Raw genomic sequence first — 20791 nt, 5'->3', positions numbered from 1 at the left:
CCCGTTATTAAAGTTCTAAATTCTTGTAAACCAAAGCGCACACAGGCCCAGTTAACTGGCTCCAGCCAGAGCCACTTCAGGGTTATCTTGTAAGCTCTCCGACTTGGCATTCCTGCCATGTAAAATTCTGTAGAGTGCCGGCAACACTAAAAGTGTCAGGATTGTTGATGAGACAATACCGCCAATAACCACCGTAGCCAGTGGGCGCTGTACCTCAGAACCAATACCAGTATTCAGCGCCATGGGCACGAAACCGAGTGAGGCAACCAGTGCGGTACTAATGACCGGACGTAAGCGGATCAGTGCGCCCTCAATAATGGCCTTTTCTATGCTGTAACCTTGGTCTCGCAGGTCGCGAATAAAGGAAACCATCACCAGGCCGTTAAGGATGGCAATCCCGGAAAGTGCGATAAAACCAACGGCTGCGGAAATGGAGAAAGGGATATCCCGCAACATTAAAGAGAGCACACCGCCGGTTAATGCGAGGGGTATACCGGTAAAGATAATTGCCGCATCTTTTATGGAGCGAAGCGCCAGCAGGAGAAGCCCCATAATCAACACAAGGGTCAGCGGCACTACAATCGATAAGCGTTCAGTAGCAGACTGTAGGGTTTGATAGGTTCCACCATATTCAACCCAGTAGCCGGGTGGTATTTCCACTTTATCGGAAACGGACTGCTGTACATCAGCAACAAAGCTACCCAGGTCCCTACCCCGAACATTGGCCGTTACCACTACCCTGCGTTTACCGTTCTCGCGGAAAACCTGATTGATACCGGCAGTGAGTTCCAAGCTGGCAATTTCCTCCAGGGGCACATAGTTGCCATTGGGTCGATGAATCGGCAGTTTCTTTAGCGCATCCAAATCCTGGCGCAATACCTCTGGCAAACGCACAACAATATCGATGCGGCGGTCTCCTTCATAAAAGCGGCCAGCAACCGTACCTCCCAGGGCGGTTGCCAGCTGCTCCTGTACCTGATTGATAGCCAGCCCATACTGGGTTAGTGCGGCCTGGTCAGGAACAATGGCGAGAACCGGTAAACCGCTGGTTTGCTCCATCTGTATATCAGCAACGCCTTCAACTCTGCCGATAGCCGCTTCAATTTCACTGCCCAAACGCTCTAATTGCTCGAAATCATCGCCAAAGACTTTGATCGCCAATTCCGCGCGTACCCCCGCTAAAAGCTCGTTAAAGCGCATCTGGATTGGCTGGAGAAATTCATAGCGGTTGCCGGGAATTGGTTCTACCAGCTTTGCCAGCTCTTCTACCAATTGCTCTTTTGGCTTATCCGGATCTGGCCACTGAGACCTGGGTTTCAGGATAATAAAGTTATCGGCAACACTTGGGGGAACGGCATCGGTAGCCACTTCCGCAGTCCCAATTTTGGCGAATACACGCTCCACCTCGGGCAACTCTTTAATCCGCTCCTCCAGGGATTTTTGTAGTGCAATCGCTTGTTCCAGGGATGTGCCAGGAATACGCAAGGCGTGCATGGCAATATCGCCTTCATCCAGATTCGGCACAAATTCGCTACCCATTCTGCTTGCCGTATAGCCGGAAACCAACACCAGTAGCGCAGCAATAGCGACAACCATGCCACGCTGGCGCAATGCAAACTCTAGGGCCGGGCGATAAAAGCTATTCAGCTTCTCAAGTGCAGGGTTTTTCTTTTCGATCACCGGTTTGCGGAATAGCAGCGCTATGCCGGCTGGCACCAAAGTGATGGAAAGAAACATCGCAGAAAGCAGCGCAATCACCACGGTGATAGCCATTGGATGGAACATCTTGCCCTCCACTCCAGTCAGGGCAAAAATGGGTAAATACACGGCTGTGATAATGAACACACCAAACATGGCCGGGCGAATCACTTCCCGCGTCGATTGAAATACCAGGGTAAGCCGTTCTTTTAGATCTAACTGGCCACGCTCGCGGGCGGATTCGCTAAGGCGTCGCAGGCAGTTCTCGACAATAATGATGGCTCCATCCACCAACAAGCCAAAGTCCAGTGCCCCCAGACTCATCAGGTTTGCACTTACGCGGGCCTGAACCATGCCGGTGATGGTCATTAACATGGCCACCGGAATTACCAGCGCAGTGAGAATTGCTGCTCGAACATTGCCCAACAGCAGGAAAAGAACCGCGATAACCAACAGCGCACCTTCCATAAGATTGGTTTGTACAGTGCGCAATGTCTGGTCAACCAGACCGGTACGATCATAAACCGCAGTCAATGTGATACCTGGTGGTAGACTCTGTTTGATATCCCCTAACTTTTCACCAACTGCACCTGCAACGGTGCGACTATTTTCGCCAACCAGCATGAAAACGGTACTCATCACCACTTCCCTGCCGTTCTGAGTAGCCGCCCCGGTGCGCATTTCGCGCCCCTCTTCGATCTTGGCCAAGTCGCCAAGGCGAACAGCAACCCCATTCACCTCCGCAACCAGGAAATCCTTCAGTGTCTCTAACGAGCTTGCCTGCCCCGGAACCCGCAACAACCACTGGGCGCCACTGTGTTCAATAAAGCCTACACCGCGGTTACGATTGTTCTCCTCGATCGAGCGAATCAGGTCTTCTTGGGTCAGGCCAAATGCCAGCAGTTTCTCTGGCTCTATAGCAATCAGAATTTCTCTCTTGAATCCGCCAATCGGATTGACTTCCACCACACCTGGTACACGCAATAACTGCGGGCGCACAATCCAGTCATGCACCGAACGCAAGTCTTTGGGTGTTACTGCACTGCCATCAGCATTGGTAGCTCCGGGTTCGGAGTCCACTGTAAACATAAAGATTTCGCCAAGACCTGTGGCGATGGGTCCAAGCTCTGGCTCCAAACCAGCAGGCAGTGCACCACGTACACTAGTGAGCCGTTCATTCACTAACTGGCGGGCAAAATAAATATCGGTGCCATCTTCAAAAATCACCGTAACCTGAGACAGCCCATATCGCGAAACGGAGCGTGTATAAGCAAGGCTCGGCAAACCAGCCATTGCATTTTCCACTGGGTATGTAACCCGTTGCTCAACTTCTTTAGGGGTATACCCCGGTGCCTCCGTATTAATAACCACCTGGATATTGGTGATATCCGGTACCGCATCAATGGGCAGCCGGTTGAAATTCCAAATGCCCAAACCGCACAGTAAAAGCACAAAGGTAATAACCAGCCCGCGATTTTGAATTGAGGTTCTTATCAAGTACTCAAGCATGTCGAACCCTCAGTGATCGTGGGATGCACCGGACTTTTCAATGTCCGCTTTAATGATGTAGCTGTTACCGGTGACATATTCGATTCCCGGTCGAATCCCCCCCAGCACTTCAACCCAGTCGCCTGCTTCACGCCCCAGCTCCAACATGCGCACTTCATATTGATCGCCCACCTTGGCATAAACGACAGTAAAATCGCGGAACGCTTGTAAACCGGAACGCTTAACAGCGAGAGGCACCTCATATTCAGCAACTTGGATATCGCCGCTTACAAAAGAACCTGGTGCGAGGCCTGAGGGAATATCTTGCAGTGACACTCGAACGGCAGTGGCCTGGTTGGGCTTCATCAAAGTATCAATTTGTTTAACTACCCCGAGTAGAGGAGTTTCCAGGGACTTGATATTTACGGAAACGGGCGCGCCTTGGCGAATCTGGGGGCGTGTCGAGGGAAAAACATCCAGCTCTGCCAATAAAGCAGTATCATCGGCAACCGTTAATAAAGCTCTACCTGCGGTCTGTTCACCAGGGTTTACATTGCGCTGAATTACCACACCGGAAATGGGGGATTTAATACTGTAAGTTTTCAGGTTTTGATCGCTGTTAACTGCGATTAGGGGTTGCCCTTTTTTAACGCGCTCTCCCAATCCCACATACACAGTTTCTACAAATCCATCGAAACGCGCACGGATTTCACGTACCTGTTCTGGATCTACAATAAGTCTGCCATAAGCGCGGTTGGTCTCACTCATCCTGGCGGGGCCGACGGTTTCCGTATCAATTTCCATGGATTCAGCAATACCGGATTCGATACGGGTTCGCCCCTCAAAATTATCGTATTGCCAACGGTATTCGTGCCCCTGGTGCTTGGCTGTTAGAGTCACAACAAATGAGTGGGGCTCATAGATCACCATATCGCCACGCAGATAATTCCCCTCAGGCCTGAACTCGATGTGATCCTCTCCATCTCCAAGCCTTGTAAGAACCACTTTAAGATCAACCTGCCGAGGATTAACCAGCTCTCCATCGTTACTCACCCAAACCCGAAACTCCGGGGGAACACCAGTTTCATAAATACTTAGCTCAACGGCGAAATTACCTTCTCTCAACATGCGCCCACGATTGGGCCCTTTTTCCGGTTCTGCCTCTGCGACAGCTCCGGCCGCATACACACTGCCGCTGCCACTTAGGAACAAGGAAAGTAAAGCACCGAATATCAGGCTGGAAAAAACTGCGGATCTCATATCTCGCTCTCGCTTATCTGTGCCAGTGACAGGCCTGTCAATTTTTCAATTTCAATCAGGCTAAGGTGTGCGTTGTACTGCGCCTGTAATAGTGAAAGCTGCGCATCGCTAAGCCCCTGTTGGGCTAGAGCCAACTCCGAGTAGTTATAGCGGCCACGTCGATAGGCTTTTTGCGTAGCGATGAGCGCTTTATCCAAACTGGGAATCATCTTTTCATTCAAGGCGGTAGCTACGTGCCGGTGATGCTGTAGCCTTTGGGTCATCACAAAGAGCTGTGTATCCAACTCAATCTCTTTCGCATTTCTTTCTGCTCGGAAACGATTTTGTTCTGCCCTCAAAGCAGATACCTTGCCGCGATTACGGTCACCCTTACCTAGTGGGATTGCGAACCCTGCCACCAACCCATAATCTCCGCTCGCTTCGTTGCGACGAATTCCGGTATCAATCCTCCACTGAATACCAGCTTCTGCACGTGCCAAATCAATTTCCGCCTGCGCCACGCGCTCGCGACTCATGAATATTTCCAAATTTGGGTTGCTCGCCACCAAGCTTCGCAATCTAGATAAATCAACTTCTGGAAGGACACTGGAAAGAGAACCAACCACTGCACGAAAACTTGGCTCTCTGGAGCCCCACTGGGCAGCTAATTGATATTTGGCAATATCCAGCTCGTGTTCGACATCCTCCACAGCTAAGAGTCGACGCTGTAAGTCGACTTCCGCCCGAAAAGCATCGGCTTCATTCGTTCTGCCAACACTAACTTGGCGATTAATTTCGGCGGATATCCTGCGAGCCAGGTCGACTGATCTTTTAGCAATTTCCAGGCGTTCCTGCTGAGCCAGGACCTGGAAAAAGTAACGCGCAGTATTAGCGGCAACTTCTAACTCAAGAACCTGCTTTTCGGCCTCAATCACGGAAGTCTTACTGCGTGTAGCCAATACACGTTTTTCTGCGAGATCACCCTGTAATAGCCAACTGATGCCTACTGTTACCTGGGAACTGCCGTTGCCATCGCTGTCCTTTTCCTCCCCCACCCCCTCGGCGGCAACACTAAGCTCCGGGCGTGGTCCAAGCTTGGCGTGCTTGGATAAAGCATCCACAGCCTCAAACTGATATCGGTAACCCGCCAGTTCAGGGTGATTTTGCAAGCTTTTAAGAATTGCCTGTTCATAAGTAAGTCCCGATAACTCCTCGCCCTGTTCTGCCCTAAGGGGTCCACTTAATGCGACTAAAAAGAACACGGCTCCGGCCACAAAAAACCGATCAACAATCGGTTTTTTAGTTATGACTAAACGCAAACAATTAAACACTTCGGCTTCCTTAGTGGGAGAAAAGGGTTTCGACGGTGTGGTGGAGCGCATCCACCGAAACAAGGCAAGTGCCTGTAAGAGCCACAAACATTCCAGCTAATAACAAGGGGGGTAAGTTGCGCCCCTTATCATCAGACAGCAAGTAACGAATACGAGCATCCAATTGGTCAAGAGCGAAATAACAGACCATTGCTGAACTTCTCTCTTTGGGATGCAACCCATTGGAGATACGGGTTACTTTAAGTAGGGTTTGGGCGATAAAAGTCTCACTCCACCCCTGCCTATGGGCATAAGCATCTGCACGCTGCTCCATACACAGCGCCATCTGCCGATTCAGGTAATTCCCCAAACGCGTAGGGAAAAAGCTGGCAAATAAAGCGAATATTAATTTCTTCAGAGGATCAAATTTTTGCGCATGGGCTTCCTCATGCAGGCGCACCACCTCAAATTCTTCCGCTGTTAACTGGTCTCGCAGACCGCTGGTATAAAACCCTTGCGGACGGAGCAGACCACTGGTGAAAGCCTGGGGCCCCTTTGCCTGGATAATACTTTGGTCAGACTTATCCCTTTCGCAAAGTTGCATTAACAAACGGAGCTGCGCCAAATGGCGATGAGCTCGTTTAAAACTTTGAAACGCCAAAAAACCGCTAAAGAAAAGAAACGCAATAGTAAAAACACCGTGCCAACTGTAGAGGTTAAAAGCATTGATATGGTGCCAGTGCGCCAGTGATGCAACGCCTCCCAAAAGGCTGGGGAAAGCCAGGATAACAGCGGCAGTGGAAGCCGCAAACCACGGCAGCAATACCGCACTCCACAGCAGTAAACGCCGGCTACTGACAGACAAGCTAAGTGAATGCCGGGAAGCAGAAAGGCAGGCAGCTGATACCAGTAAAATACCGACAAACAGGCCAAGCGCTGCAATAGTCAGCAGGTTTAGCCAGAGTGCAACCTGCCCCAAAATCATTAGCGATCACCCTGCTGGCGCTTAATCTTCTGGCTTTCGATCAACTGCTCCAGCTGCTCCAATTGGCTTTCGCTCAACTCCGATGAGATGGAGGTAAATGCGGCTACCAACCCGTTCTCATCATCAACGAACTCACGAGTAACATCTTGAATCAGCTGTCCAACAAACTCGTAGCGCTCCACTGCCGGGCTGTATTGGAATGCATGCCCCTGCTTCTCCCGAGACAGCAAACCTTTCTTGTAGAGGCGATCCAGCGTGCTCTGGATCGTATTGAGAGAACCTCCACGGGCCCTGCTCAAGTCAGAGTGGACCTGTTTGGCATCCGCAGATTTTCTATCCCAGAGATATTGGAGCACCTGTTTCTCAAGATCGCCAAGTCGCATAGACCATTATTCCAGAGGTTAAAACTATTCTTTGAATGATGGTAGAGCGGTAAAAACCGATCGTCAATAGGTTTTTTGCTTTTCAGCCTACTTCGACTGTGGGATGGGTTTTGTTCCAGGCTCCAAGGATACCTACCCAAGAAAATAGCCGTTTTCTTAACTTCAATACCGCAAGCTAGATAACGATACGAATAATTTAGACACCTTGGAAATACCGCCAACATTTGGCAATGAAATTAAGGGGCTATTTGACTTGAACTCAACATTAATACAGCTAGGGGCGGCTTTACCATTGATTAGCCATGATCTACCAAAAAGTGATTTTTTCACTACTCACTGATCGTGTAAGTAACAGGTGAGAGGTCCAGCGGCCATCTCTGTGGCTGACTCTTCAGCAATTCCATTTCTAGGAGCAAAGCTTCTCGTAGAGGCATCGCAGTTTGTGATGATTGGCTTCCTAGGTGACAACGTATATATCTATAAGATCGTACTTTTCAAAAGGGATTTCTATAAGCCCATAGCATGGGGAGACTATACGTATAACTTCAATATTTTTAACGATGACTATGAAGAAAGCAAAGTGTTGGGCCATTGGCCTTTGAAGCAGAAACTGTAAGAGCATGAGTTAAACCTAGGCTATTATACCTCCCATATAATTAGCTAAATCTCCTATGGTTTCTCATACATAACTCTCACTCAGTCTTTTGCACTGAGTATTTTACCGGAATTCAAAGCTCGTTACTGGGCATTATTGGACCAATTGTAAATAACGTAAAAATAGGAGGAATAAAACCCAACATTATCCCCCTTATTAATTTTTCTAACCGACTCAGCTTATATATCAATTATCTCACCCACTTCTGAACGGATATAAAGCTACAAAATCAATTACTTTGATAATTTTAAAGCAGATATTTCTTGGGCTGCCACACTCCCAGGCATAGCTATCAAATGGTAATCGCGCTCGCCATAACCAGCTGCCGCATCCCCTACAACCATAATTTCCATAGTTGTCAGAGATCCAATCTTCCATTTAATGTATAAATTTTCGCCCTGCTTAAGATCAACCTCCATAACCTTGTTATCAAATCCAAAACTATCATCACCTACGATAATAGTATGTTTACCTGGGCTCAATTCATATGCCAAATACCCACCATTTTTCAAAATCTGCCCGCCTCCGCCATCAATATAAACCTTCGGGCCAACAGCCATATTTACGAGAGATGATTCCCTATACAAGTAAAGGACTCCAGTATCCAAATTGAGTCGCTTGTACTCTGTATACATAGGCCCAGAAGCGGAACACCCCGACAAGGTAACAGACAAAAATACAGAAATCAGCAATGATTTATACACAGTTTGGCACCACGAAAACATAAAGCTCAAGAAGACTAAATAGTCAAAAACAGATAATATTTTTAAATATACGGCACAAAGAAGCCGAGCAATTTAATCGGAACAGTTAATAATCAGGACTATACCAAGTTCAGCAAACAGACTCTTTTGGCTATTGGTGACCAACAGAGTGTTTGTAGTTAAGCCTCTAATAACAGATAAACTAATTTATTTACGAATAAATTGATAGTAAAGAGTCCAAAGTACCCCTTCCACTATATCGGACAGACCTAACACGTGACTTTATTTTCTAAAGTGAACAAATAAAGGTAAATATTTCCCCAGAAGAGGTGTTTCCAGAGCGACTCGCCCCTATTCTCACCGTTAAAACTTTACAGTCTAAGAATTGTTACTACGCCAACGCAATCTCCGATCGAGCTAAACCAAAAGTTAGACAAATTGGAATTATGTCCAAGAATCCCAACACCAACTGGCTTATGAGAGAATTACGTGGACCCATTAGACATATTGCCAACAGAAAGCAAGGATTCTATTTAGATAATTAGGAAGTTGAAACCTTCAACTTCCTCTCACCCGATTCAAATCATCACAAACCATCTCCATACCATCCAGCACCCGAAAAGTATGTCGCTGAATGATATCCGGTGGTACATGAAACAGGTTTCCCTCTTTAACTGCATTAATTCTTGGGTAAGCTGCCCAGGCATCCAACCAATCTGGCCGCTCTTCACCCATTCCGCTGGCGATAATTACTCTCGGGTCTCTATCGAGTACAGACTCAATGCTAATCTTCGGTGCTAATACCAATGCATCGGCAAATATATTACGGCCACCACAGGTTTCAATAACATCGCTAATCAGGTGGTCGCCATTAAGTGTTTGCAGTGGCTCATTCCAAACCTGATAAAAAACACTGACCGAATCCAGGTCCTTATGGCTGAGCTGTATTTGATTCAGTCGCTCAAGCCACTCTCCGGCAGATTTATCTGCATAGTCACTTGTTCCTGCAAGTTTACCGAAGCGCTTTACATTCACAGCGATATCTTCAAGAGTGTGAGATTCAGATACGAAAACTGTAAAACCGAGATCCTCCAGTTTATTAATCATCTGATCGCCATTTCCCGATCCCCAGGCAACAATCAAGTCAGGATTTAGCAATAGTAAACTTTCATAGTTTACCGCTTTATAGTTACCTATCTCCGGTAATTGCTTGGCTTGTTCGGGGTAGTCACTGTAGCTTACCGCAGCAATTAGCTTATCCCCTGCCCCGGCACTGTAAAAGTTCTCCACGATATTTGGCGCTAGCGCAACAATACGCTCTGCTGGTGCAGGCAGTTCAACCCATTGGCCACGGGCATCTTTTACCCGCACGGAATCATCCGCCCAAGTATTACTCACCAATAACAGATTCAAGGTTAAAACAACACGGACAATACTGCTTCGAGACATCTCTTTAACTCGACTATAACTGAGGAGCTTCTAAACAGCTCCGTAACTCACATTGGCAGCCACTGCCACCCATAATATCAATATCGACAATTCACTTATCTCGACCAAACCGCCCAAACAATCGCCGGTATAACCACCAATAGTCTTATCCCACAGGCGACGCCAGAATAAGACCAGGGCAATCAAACTACAGACGATGCCTATGGCAATGGGTATTGGCGCCGCTAAACATCCAATAGCAACTACGATTGCAACTACCGGCAATAGGTCCCATCGGCGCTCGGAGCCAGCGGGCGGTACATGGCCTTCAACACGTGCGTATTGTGAAACTCCCATTAAAGCCAGGGCCGCAGCCCTGGCTAACATAGGTGAGAGCACTAACGGCAGATAGACCCAAGCATCTTTTGTTACTGGGTTTATTAGCTCTAGCAGGGTTGCTATTGCAGCGAACTTTATCAGTAGGAAGACAACAACAGCCGCTACCGCAATAGAGCCGCAGTGGGGATCGTGCATTACTCTCAGAATATGCTGACGTTGTTCTTCAGGATCCGCACACTTATGTCCAGCAAAGTAGGCATCAGTACAGTCAGCAAGGCCGTCGAGGTGTAGTGCACCTGTCAGGACCACCCAGAAACCCAATAGTATTGCGGCTTGCAACTGGGCACCTAAAGGAGCCAGAAGGTAGGCGGCCCCGGATAACAGTATACCAATCACCACTCCAACCAGGGGGTAAAAATATATCGACCGCTTCACCGTTTCCTTGTCCACCTCCCGCAGCAAACCCGCCACCGGCAGCCGGGTAAGAAATACCAGCGCATAGAGAAATGCTTGGGATAGGTTGTACAACTTACGGGCAATAAACATAAGCTGACTGCTCTGGGTAGGAAACGGTAAAGGTCTTATTGTCCGAGTCGTATCTCAGCGATGCGGCAAACCCATAGTTAACTTGCAGCGAAATCATTTTCACTGGGAGCCAGTTATTCGCATACGCGAGCAACAACTTGATAACGCCACCGTGAGTAACCAGTAGCAGGGACTCTCCCGAATATTGCTGGGCTAGATTATCAATAGCTTGAAGAACTCTGGATCGAAATACGGGAAAGGGCTCACCTCCCGGCGGTGCGTGCTTTTCCGGGTCACGCCCCCAGGCTTCACACAGTGCTCGTTGCTCAGTCCAGATCTTATCGACTGACTGCCCCTCCCAGTCCCCGAAACCAATTTCCCGAATATCAGGAACTTCAGTTATCGGCAGCTCTTTCTCTCGGGCAAGCTGAGCAGCGAAGCGTTGGCAGCGTTTCAAGGGTGAAGTAATAATCCGGTCCCAGGAGTCATCGAGTTCGGCAAGCCCTTGCAACATCTGTTCCCTACCCTCACTGGTTAGGGGCACATCAATCTGGCCGCGAAAAATATTCCCACCTTCGCAGGCACCGTGTCGTAAAAGATCAATCCGCAACTGGCACTCCTGCCTCACTGAAAGTGAACATTTTGTTATGCAGGTTCAGCGCTTGCTTGATAATACTTATGGCCAACACTGCACCTGTGCCCTCGCCAAGGCGCATATTGAAGCTCAGCAATGGCTTCACCCCCAGGCACTCGAGGGCTAGTTTATGACCAGACTCGTCAGAGAGATGGGCGTAGAGCAACCAGGGTTTCACTGACGGATTAATAGCACCGGCAATAGCTGCCGCGGCAGTCGCCATAAAACCATCAACCAATACAGGGACACCTCGCTGGGCACTGGCGATAAACGCTCCTATTAAGGCTGCAATCTCAAAGCCACCAAAAGTTTGCAGAATAGCAAGTGGTGAGCCCAGCGCTGCCCGATGCTGCTCCAAGGCAGATTCGATCAGTTCCACCTTGTGGGCGAGCACTGCATCGTCGACACCTGTTCCTCGCCCCGTAATGCTGCCAACCTCTAGCTCAAAAAGGGCAGCAAACATGGCAGCGGCGGAAGTGGTATTGCCAATACCCATATCTCCGCCAATAAAACAATCTGCATCGGTACACTGGCGGCGACCGGCATCAAGAGCAAGAGCCAGCTGCGTTTGGGTCATAGCTGGGTTACCTTGGGAGAAATCCGCAGTAGAGGGAGCTATAACTTCATCAATCAGGTCAGGGTGTTCAGCGGGGACCACACAACCCAGATTAATTGCGGCAAAGTCAGCATTCTGCTCGCGGCTCAACACATTAATAGCCGCCCCACCCTCGCAAAATAGTTTCAGCATTACAGAAGTGACTGCCTGAGGAAATCGGGAAGTTCCCTGAGCTGCAATACCGTGATCAGCACCGAATACGCGCACCGACAATTTATTCAGTTGGGGTTGCTCCCTCCCCTGGAATCCGGCGAAATCCACGGCAATGCTCTCGAGCCGGCCGAGCGCGCCTTGCGGCTTAATCAATTGCTTCTGGCGGGCAATCGCGGCATTGCGCGCACTCTGGTCCGGGGTTGGTGCAGGCATATCGAGCCAACTGAGTTTATATGTCATCATTATCAGTCTCAGTCTCAGTCTCAGTCTCAGTCTCAGTCTCAGTCTCAGTCTCAGTCTCAGTCTCAGTCTCAGTCTCAGTCTCAGTCTCAGTCTCAAGTGATTCTTTACTTTACAGTGAGTGGCAAACCAGCAATTGCCAAGGTGACGCTATCAGCTCGCTCGGCTAATGCCTGATGAAGCCAACCTGCCGCATCCACAAATTCCCGCGATAACTGCCCAAGGGGCACAATACCCGAACCGACTTCATTACTGACAAAAATCCAAGGTGGGGTATTACCGTTAGAGAGGGTAAGCCTCTGATCGATACATTGCAGAAGCGCCTCTTGCTCACGCTCCCAAACGCCCTGATGAAGACAGTTGCTCAACCACAAAGTGAGGCAGTCCACCAGTACACAGTGGGACTCAGGAGCGGTAACCAGAGCCTCTGCCAATGCAATAGGCTCTTCCAGGGTCTGCCAGCGATGATCCCGGTCTTCCCGATGTCGAGCAATACGGGTAGACATTTCTTGATCGCCCGCCGTAGCCGTTGCCAGGTAGATAAGTCCACCATCGCTACTGCTATTTAGCCACTGCTCCGCGCGCTGTTGTGCGAGCCGGCTTTTTCCGCTGCGGGCGCCCCCTAGTACCAGATGCACACCACTGGCACTAGACATCGGCAATCACCAGGGATTTACCGGTTACCGGGTGTGGCATCACCGTGACACTGTAGCCGTAAAGCTGCTGCATTTTCTCCGCAGTCAATACATCCTCCGGATTTCCGTAGGCCATACTGCGCCCCTGCTTTAAGGCGAGGATTCTGTCGCTATAGCCGCTGGCATGGGCCAGATCATGGACCGTCATTACCACAGCTACGCCACTTCGCGCGAAGTCTCTTACCGCTCTCATCATTCCATATTGGTGTGCAATATCCAGGCTGGCAGCGGGCTCATCTAATAAGAGGAGCCGCTCTCCCCCATCCTCTGCCCGCCAGACCTGGGCCATCACCCGAGCCAATTGCAAGCGCTGCTGCTCGCCGCCGGATAATGTTGGGTACAGGCGCTCAGACAAATGACTAACATCCAGCGCTGCCATGGCTTCCAGGCAGATTTCTCGGTCCCGGTCAGTGCCAGTGGAATGCGGAGTTCGACTGAGGGCGACCAATTCCAGCCCGGTAAAGGCAAATGTCAGTGGGTTATTTTGCGGCAGGACGGCAACTTGCCTGGCTCGATTGCGGGCCGACAATTTTGAAAAAGAGTTACCTTTAAAGTGGACCTGCCCGGAATCCATCCTGACTTCACCGCAAAGGGCACGCAGCAGGGTCGACTTCCCCGCGCCATTGGGGCCAATCACACAAACCAGCTCGCCGACATCTACCTCCAGGTTGATATCTTGCAACAGCGGCCGATTATCGACACTAACCGCAACTCCCTCCACCTGTAGCAGAGCCATTAAATTGCCCCCCTGCTTTTACGCAACAAGGAAACAAAAAAAGGCACCCCAATCAGTGCGGTAATCAGCCCTACCGGGATCTCCACCGGGGCAATAATGGTTCGTGCCAGGGTATCGGAAACTAGTAATAAACTGGCTCCAGCCAGGGCAGAAAGCGGCAACAGTTGCCGGTGATCAGGTCCTACCCACAAACGCACTATATGGGGCACTACCAGCCCCACAAAAGCAATACTGCCGGCTACAGCAACCGAAGTGCCCACTCCAGCCGCAACAAGCACTATCAAACGGGTTTTTACCCGCTCCACATCAATACCGAGGTGCCGCGCCTGGGATTCTCCCAATAAAAGAACATTTAGTGAGGTGCCGAAGTGGGACATACTGGCAAGCAAAGCGCCCAGCACGGCCAAAACCAGAAAAGCGCGAGGATAGCTCGCTGCATCCAGCCCTCCCATAAGCCACAGGCTCATACGGCGCAGGGTGTCATTATCAGCAAAGTACTCCATTAGCCCGATCAGGCTTGCGGAAAAAGCGGTAACGGCAATCCCCATTAGCAACATGGTGGCCACGGAAGTGCCATTAATACTTTTCGCCACTTTGTAGACCAGTGTCACCGCTAAAAGGCCGCTGAAAAAAGCAGCTATGGATACAACGGGTAAACTCCCAAACGCAGCGGCAACCTCCGCTCCTAGCAGGATGGCCAAACAAGCACCGAGAGAAGCCCCTGCGGTAACACCAATCAGGGATGGGTCAGCTAGAGGGTTTCGAAATAAGCCTTGTAACATTGCCCCGCAGATAGCGAGCACAGCACCCACTCCAGCCGCCAACATGGCTCTCGGTAATCGTATTACCTGAACAATATCCCCAGCGAGCCCACCATCGCCCTGGCCACTGATCGCGGCAAATAATTGTGAGGGTGAGAGATACACTGCCCCTATGGCAACGGCAGCAGAAAAACTAAGGGCAAGTACTGCGGGCAGTAACCACCAGGCAATATTTAATGCTTTGATACGGGCAACAGTCACTGGGTATCCTCTTGCAACGCTGCCGTCTCCCTGGCTCCCTCAAATTGCTCGAGCCAGTTTCCCTGGATATTCTCGGCAATAGTCTCAGCCAGCCTGTCCAATTGTTGCTGCCGCTGTTCACCCACATCCAGCGGCGTAGAGTCTTTCAACCCACCCCAGGCAAAAAGTGCACTCAACGCTTCGGGTGAATCGAACAGCCCATGCACGTAGGTCGCGAATATCTGTCCATCAGCACTTATTGCACCATCAGGCCTGGAATTTCCGCCTTTATCACAGATATATACCGCTGGAGTTTGCAGAGCTACACCTTCTGTTATACCACAGTGGATTTCATAGCCCTGAACAGGAGTAGCTTCTTTTACTTCATTTTCCAAAGCTAAAAAGCCGGTAATATTTTTCAGTGCCTTGACTGGCTGCAAGCGAGTTGTGAAATCCAGATAACCCAAGCCCGGTTCGTTACCCGGAGTATCCTCTACCCCATCCGGATCCTGTACCTCGCTCCCCAGCATTTGCAAACCACCGCAAATACCCACGAGTTTGCCGCCATAGCGCAGATGCCGATCCAACTGTGCAGGCCAATCGTTTTCTTTTAAGTAGGCCAAGTCTGCCCGTACATTTTTACTGCCAGGAAGAATAATCCAGTCGCACTGAGGGACTGGTTCGAGGACACTGACAAATTGCAGATCGATATCCGGATGCAACCTCAGCGCATCAAAATCTGTATGATTGCTTATGCGCGGCAATACCGGCACTACCACTTTCAATCGAGCATCAGCACCGCTCTGTTGGGTACTAATGGCATCCTCCGCGTCAAGGTAGAGGTCATGGAGATAAGGTAAGACTCCGAGAACTGGCTTGCCGGTATACTCCTCTAACCAGTCGAGCCCCGGCTGAAGTAATTGCAGATCGCCACGAAAGCGGTTGATCACAAAACCGACGACACGCTCTCGCTCTGAGGAAGACAGCAATTCGAGGGTGCCTACCAAGTGGGCGAACACACCTCCGCGATCGATATCGGCAATCAGTACAACCGGGCAATCAACGGCCTCGGCAAAGCCCATATTGGCAATATCGTTTTCCCGCAGGTTAATTTCTGCCGGGCTGCCAGCCCCTTCAACTAACACCAGCTCATATTGATCATCGAGCCGTGCGAAGGAGTCCAGCACTGCATTTTGCGCGGTAGCCTTGTAGTGATGGTAATCCAGCGCCTGCATATTCCCCAGCACTTTACCCTGGATAATAACCTGAGCCCCAGTATCTGAAGCGGGCTTAAGCAACACCGGGTTCATATCGCTGTGGGGGTCGATTCCACAGGCCTGGGCCTGCAACGCTTGTGCCCGCCCTATCTCACCACCATCCACCGTAACGGCACTATTGAGTGCCATATTTTGCGGTTTAAAAGGTGCGACACTGACTCCGCGCTGGGAAAAGTAACGAGCGAGCCCGGCCACCAAAGTACTCTTGCCGGCATCGGAAGTCGTGCCCTGAACCATCAACACGGACATAGTGAAAACAACCTAGTAATCTACGCCTTTGCGGGCTTTGATGCCCGCTTTAAAAGCGTGCTTAACATCTTTCACTTCAGATACCGTATCCACTAGCTCCTGTAGTGCACTACCACCACCTCGACCAGTTACCACCAAACTCTGTTCCTGTGGCCGCTGGGCTAGAGTCTCCAATACTTTGGACTCATCCAGGTATTTGTAAGCGAGCATATAAGTGAGCTCGTCCAACACCACTAAGTCATAGGTGGTATCGGTGAGCATTTTTTCTGCCTCTGCCCAGGTTCTCTCTGCAGCAACAATATCGCTGGTGCGATCCTGAGTATTCCAGGTAAAGCCGGTGCCCATTTGATAGAGAGTAACTTCCGGGCAATGGTTTTTAAGGAAAAGCTCTTCCCCAGATTGCTGTGCGCCTTTAATAAATTGCACCACACCCACTTTCTGCCCGTAACCCAGTGCGCGTATCACCATGCCGAAAGCTGAGCTCGACTTCCCTTTGCCATTTCCGGTGAGCAGGACAGCAACTCCACGCTGGATATCGGCTGCTGCAATGTTGGCATCAACCTTCTCCTTGTGTTTTTGCATTGCCTGCTTGTGCTTGGCATTTCGTTTTTGCTCGTCTTCCGACATGGCCACCTCGTTCAAGAACCTATAAAAGAAAGTGCTTTAGAAGCTAAATTCCACACCAGCATAACCGGCGAGGCCCGCAGTGTTATAGCCTGTGACTTCCACATAATCTTCGTCGGTAAGGTTTTCACCGCGAACAAATACAGTCGTGGAGTTGTTCAGCTGATAACGGACACTGGCATCCAGCACTTGATAATCATCCAGCGAGGTGCCATCGCTATCTACCACATCCGCACTGGAGCGCAGGTTCATAACCAGACTCAAGTCACTGGTAGGCTTATATGTGAAGCCTAGGTTGGCCAAGTGCTTGGGGCTACGAGCTCGGGGAGAATCATCGGCTTCTTCAGCGTCGGTGTAGGTGTAGTTGGCTGATAACAGCAAGGTATCAGTTACCTGTGTTTCAGCAACCAATTCGACTCCACGAGATTTGCTTGTTCCACTACTTTGCAAATAACCAAATGCATCCCCATTCCAGCCAATTTCATTTTCAATAACTTGGTCAAACAGCACAAATTCGAGATACAGTGCATCTTCATTGAAGTACTCGACACCAAGATCCAGACCCTGACTCTCTTCCGGCTTAAGGGACGGCAACTCTAATGGGGTAAAAGTCAACCAATCAAATGCAGTCGCGTTGTGGTTAACTTCATACAGGCTTGGGGCACGGAAGCCAGTCCCATAACTACTTTTTATCTTTACGGTACCGTTGGCAACACCTTCGAACAAATAGGCTGAACTGGCGCGGAAGCTATTGTAACTGCCAAAATCGGAGTTGTTGTCATGACGAAGGCCAAGGGTGATATAAGCCTTGTCAGCATAGCTTCCCTGATATTCGGAATAAACTGCCCACTGATCCCGATCCAGGTCTCCCGAAGTATCTTCACGATGCTCTACCCCGTAGACTACCCCATGTTCGCGGCTAAACCCGTGGGAGCCCATTAGGTTTAACTTTTCGATATCACCTTCTGCTTCATAGGAAGTCACACCTTCATCGATATAGGTACGCTGCAATTCAGATCGTGTATAGGCTAATTCCTGTTGGCTGTCCTCACCTTTGTGAGCCAAGCTAACACGAGCACTTTCCTGACTAAACTCAAAGTTGCAATCGTCATGAAGAACAAACCAACCGCAGCGATCATATTCACCTGAGGCATCGGTATCCCGCGCTACGGCCTCAAGTCGCCACTGCTCAGAGATATTCCAGCCTACACGGCCATGCAAGGTTTCATTATCATAACCGTCGTCATCTTTCAGTTCGGTGTCATAACTACTAGTATTAAAACCATCGGTTTCTGCCACTGCTGCAGAAACAAAATAATCCAATGTTTCATTGGCTCCGCTAGCGCTGGCATTGTAGCGTTCAGTATCGAAGCTACCTCCCTCGGCAGACAGCTCAAAGCGCTGCCCTTCACCCTCGCGGCGAGTCGAGATATCCAGTACACCACCGGCATCGGCTCCGTAGAGCATACCTTGTGGACCGCGTAATAATTCCACGCGCTGCAAGTTGCTGCTCATAATATGTTCAATATGAGCCCCCGCCTGGGTACCGGTTGGGTCAGAAATGTCGATACCGTCTATCTGGACCAAGGTTCTGAAACCGGACTCTCCACGTACCCTTAAGGAGGTTGTCTTGCCCATACCCCCTGTATTGGTAACAGACACGGAAGGCACACTGCGCAAAACATCGGCAAGGGACACCAATCCCCGCTCTTTTAGCTGCTCTTCATCCAATACAGTTACTGAAGTAGCTACCTGGCGCAGCGGCTCGCCCTGACGGGAGCTCACAACAACCACGGTTTCCAGGTCTGGAATTGAAGATTCGGTAACAGTGGATTCAGCAAAAGACGGCGCGCTCACGGCTGACAGTACAGCCAGGCTCAATATAGATTTTTTCAAGTTTCAACCCCTAAGACAAAAGCACATGGGATCGAGGGAGGAATAGCAATGCGGCACGCCGAAGCGCGAAAGATCGTATTGCAAGATGGTAGCCCTCCGCTCCATCGTGTTTAGAAAAGAGGCCGGTATCGGGCTTACCACTCAGAATACAGGTGGATCACCGTTGCGGGGGCAGCGCCGGATTTCCGGACTTCCCGTTTAACCTTCTCAGCCAATTCAGGGCAGAAGGCACCTCTAATCGTGGTCGCGAAACTAGTGGAAAGGTACCGGAAAGTCAACAGAAGCCAAAAAATGTGAGGGAAGCTTGTTCGTGAGCCGGGTATTCCCTCACTACATAAGTACTAGTTATTCATGAGCAAGATTTCAAAAGCGCTTAGCAAGGTACCTTCACATAAACTGAGATCAACCTTGAGTTGCAGCCATAATAAAGAATTTATCAATAAATCATTCCGCTAACTATTATCAAATACTGCAAGCCAATCTGTGTAATATTTATCCGCATATTGACGAAAGAATGGAAACAACCAAGATGCACTTCTTTCATGAAGATTAAACCCACATCCATCATCAACAAGTACATCTTTGTCAACTATTCCGGAGAGCGCATGATGTAGAGCTGAAGCGCATAGTAGAAATTGCCCTATTGAATCGGCGATAGGCCTAAAATCCCACCCCCCAGCCCCATGCATGGCACGATATACCTTTGAATTTCGGTTGCTTTCGGCCAAGTCAACAATGATTGGATCTGCCCCCTCATCGCCGAATAAAAACCAAGTTTTATCCCAACCGGGTATTGGCTGATTGTCAACTGGGTTGTAGTTATATCCATTCATCAGCCATGACAAGCGCCTGGCACTATAAAGATCAATTGGATTGCCCACGCCATCAAGATATTGACTGTGTGCAGGCGCATAGTGGACTATATACTCTTGAAACTCTTTCGGAAAAACAATATCCCTTTCCTCTTGCAACCGAAAATAGATAGAGTTTCCGCCTCCCTGAAGTTCGAAATTTGTCTTTGAAAAACTATGAATCAACTCAATATAATCTTTAATATCCATACTACGTAACTCGCGAAACTACTTGCTGTATTTTTTTTGGGGAGGGTACACAGCTCCATTTAGAGCAACGGGTACGGCTTACCCTACTCATCTAACTGCGACCTACTTACCACCTTGCTTCTGACAGCGGGAGGGGCGCTGTATATTTTACAGAAGTACCCAACATAGATTTTTGTATATTCTTACATACACCTTCCTATTTTGATGTGCCAACTAAAACACAACCAGCACCAACAAAAGTGGAACCAAATATACGACCGAGCAATCGACTTGAGGCCATATTCCTGGATTTTTCTTTAGTACCAAAAACTAATAAGCTATAACAAAACAAACAACTAAAAGATAATGCCATAAAAGTGAAAACCAGCAAGGAGAACTGGGGTAAGAGTGGATCTGACAAGGAAATAAATTGCGGGAAAAGCGCGGTTGTGAATATAATCGCTTTAGGGTTCGTTAAGGCAATTAAGCCCCCTTGAATATACAAATTCAATGCGCCTCGCCTAGCATTACAAGCTACATCAGCAGAATCCGCCCTTCCTATTCCGTTTTTCCAAAGTTTAACCCCCATATAAATCAGATATCCAGCCCCAATCATCTTTACCATAGTAAACGCTACGGAAGAGTTAAGGACAATTACACTCAATCCAATAACTGAAAGCCCGGACATAACAAACAAACCAGATATATTACCCAATGCCGTGAACACACCCCCTCTAACACCGTCCGATAGAGTATTGATAGAGACCAGTAGTGCCGCAGGCCCTGGGGTAGCAGTCGCCAAGAGTGCGATTACGCAAAAGGCTAACCAACTTTCAAATGCCATTTAACTCACCTTAATTGACCATTGCTCCTCAG

Annotated in this window: 18 protein-coding genes and 1 riboswitch; all 18 genes read right to left on the bottom strand. The window is 49.3% G+C overall.

The annotated features are described in order from the left end of the window. Positions 1–51 precede the first annotated feature (51 nt). On the bottom strand, positions 52–3207 hold the full coding sequence (locus ACJJIW_RS16470; RefSeq protein WP_444935752.1) for an efflux RND transporter permease subunit: 3156 nt from the start codon (positions 3205–3207) through the stop codon (positions 52–54). A gap of 9 nt (positions 3208–3216) precedes the next feature. Further along, on the bottom strand, positions 3217–4446 hold the full coding sequence (locus ACJJIW_RS16465; RefSeq protein ID WP_444935751.1) for an efflux RND transporter periplasmic adaptor subunit: 1230 nt from the start codon (positions 4444–4446) through the stop codon (positions 3217–3219). Continuing rightward, positions 4443–5756, bottom strand: a complete 1314-nt coding sequence (locus tag ACJJIW_RS16460; protein WP_444935750.1) for a TolC family protein — start codon at positions 5754–5756, stop codon at positions 4443–4445. Before ACJJIW_RS16460 ends, ACJJIW_RS16465 begins: the two co-directional genes overlap by 4 nt. Before the next feature lie 10 nt (positions 5757–5766). Beyond that, on the bottom strand, positions 5767–6720 hold the full coding sequence (locus tag ACJJIW_RS16455) for a M56 family metallopeptidase (protein WP_444935749.1): 954 nt from the start codon (positions 6718–6720) through the stop codon (positions 5767–5769). Beyond that, on the bottom strand, positions 6720–7103 hold the full coding sequence (locus ACJJIW_RS16450; protein WP_282933025.1) for a BlaI/MecI/CopY family transcriptional regulator: 384 nt from the start codon (positions 7101–7103) through the stop codon (positions 6720–6722). Before ACJJIW_RS16450 ends, ACJJIW_RS16455 begins: the two co-directional genes overlap by 1 nt. A gap of 888 nt (positions 7104–7991) precedes the next feature. Then, positions 7992–8462 (bottom strand): DUF2846 domain-containing protein, encoded by a 471-nt coding sequence (locus tag ACJJIW_RS16445; protein WP_444935748.1) that lies wholly within the window; start codon positions 8460–8462, stop codon positions 7992–7994. Between the two features lie 558 nt (positions 8463–9020). Then, on the bottom strand, positions 9021–9911 hold the full coding sequence (locus ACJJIW_RS16440; protein ID WP_444935747.1) for a cobalamin-binding protein: 891 nt from the start codon (positions 9909–9911) through the stop codon (positions 9021–9023). A 30-nt stretch (positions 9912–9941) separates the two neighbouring features. Then, positions 9942–10775, bottom strand: coding sequence for an adenosylcobinamide-GDP ribazoletransferase (cobS, locus tag ACJJIW_RS16435; protein ID WP_444935746.1), 834 nt, complete (start codon positions 10773–10775; stop codon positions 9942–9944). Next, positions 10759–11364: a histidine phosphatase family protein gene (locus tag ACJJIW_RS16430; protein WP_444935745.1), complete on the bottom strand. Its 606-nt coding sequence runs from the start codon at positions 11362–11364 to the stop codon at positions 10759–10761. Before ACJJIW_RS16430 ends, cobS begins: the two co-directional genes overlap by 17 nt. Then, a complete protein-coding gene (gene cobT, locus ACJJIW_RS16425) occupies positions 11354–12400 on the bottom strand; it encodes a nicotinate-nucleotide--dimethylbenzimidazole phosphoribosyltransferase (RefSeq protein ID WP_444935744.1) in 1047 nt (348 codons plus the stop codon). The genes ACJJIW_RS16430 and cobT overlap by 11 nt, the downstream gene beginning before the upstream one ends. 104 nt (positions 12401–12504) lie before the next feature. After that, positions 12505–13053 carry a bifunctional adenosylcobinamide kinase/adenosylcobinamide-phosphate guanylyltransferase gene (cobU, locus tag ACJJIW_RS16420; RefSeq protein WP_444935743.1) on the bottom strand — a complete coding sequence of 183 codons (549 nt, stop codon included), beginning with the start codon at positions 13051–13053 and terminating at the stop codon, positions 12505–12507. Continuing rightward, entirely contained in the window at positions 13046–13828 is a 783-nt protein-coding gene (locus ACJJIW_RS16415; protein ID WP_444935742.1) for a heme ABC transporter ATP-binding protein, read from the bottom strand. The genes cobU and ACJJIW_RS16415 overlap by 8 nt, the downstream gene beginning before the upstream one ends. Next, positions 13828–14850: a FecCD family ABC transporter permease gene (locus ACJJIW_RS16410; RefSeq protein WP_444935741.1), complete on the bottom strand. Its 1023-nt coding sequence runs from the start codon at positions 14848–14850 to the stop codon at positions 13828–13830. The genes ACJJIW_RS16415 and ACJJIW_RS16410 overlap by 1 nt, the downstream gene beginning before the upstream one ends. Next, positions 14847–16355 carry a cobyric acid synthase gene (locus ACJJIW_RS16405; RefSeq protein ID WP_444935740.1) on the bottom strand — a complete coding sequence of 503 codons (1509 nt, stop codon included), beginning with the start codon at positions 16353–16355 and terminating at the stop codon, positions 14847–14849. The genes ACJJIW_RS16410 and ACJJIW_RS16405 overlap by 4 nt, the downstream gene beginning before the upstream one ends. A 12-nt stretch (positions 16356–16367) precedes the next feature. Continuing rightward, a complete protein-coding gene (cobO, locus tag ACJJIW_RS16400) occupies positions 16368–16982 on the bottom strand; it encodes a cob(I)yrinic acid a,c-diamide adenosyltransferase (RefSeq protein ID WP_282933035.1) in 615 nt (204 codons plus the stop codon). A 36-nt stretch (positions 16983–17018) separates the two neighbouring features. Continuing rightward, a complete protein-coding gene (locus tag ACJJIW_RS16395; protein ID WP_444935739.1) occupies positions 17019–18875 on the bottom strand; it encodes a TonB-dependent receptor plug domain-containing protein in 1857 nt (618 codons plus the stop codon). Between the two features lie 103 nt (positions 18876–18978). Beyond that, positions 18979–19126, bottom strand: a riboswitch (cobalamin riboswitch). Positions 19127–19327: 201 nt separating this feature from the next. Further along, entirely contained in the window at positions 19328–19936 is a 609-nt protein-coding gene (locus ACJJIW_RS16390; RefSeq protein WP_444935738.1) for an SMI1/KNR4 family protein, read from the bottom strand. 196 nt (positions 19937–20132) lie between these two features. Next, on the bottom strand, positions 20133–20759 hold the full coding sequence (locus ACJJIW_RS16385; protein WP_282933038.1) for a LysE family translocator: 627 nt from the start codon (positions 20757–20759) through the stop codon (positions 20133–20135). Positions 20760–20791: the final 32 nt, after the last annotated feature.

The sequence above is a fragment of the Microbulbifer maximicatervae (SeqCode) genome, assembly GCF_052467815.1.
The sequence above is the reverse complement of the archived record's forward strand: the minus strand, read 5'-3'. Positions and strand labels throughout refer to the sequence as shown.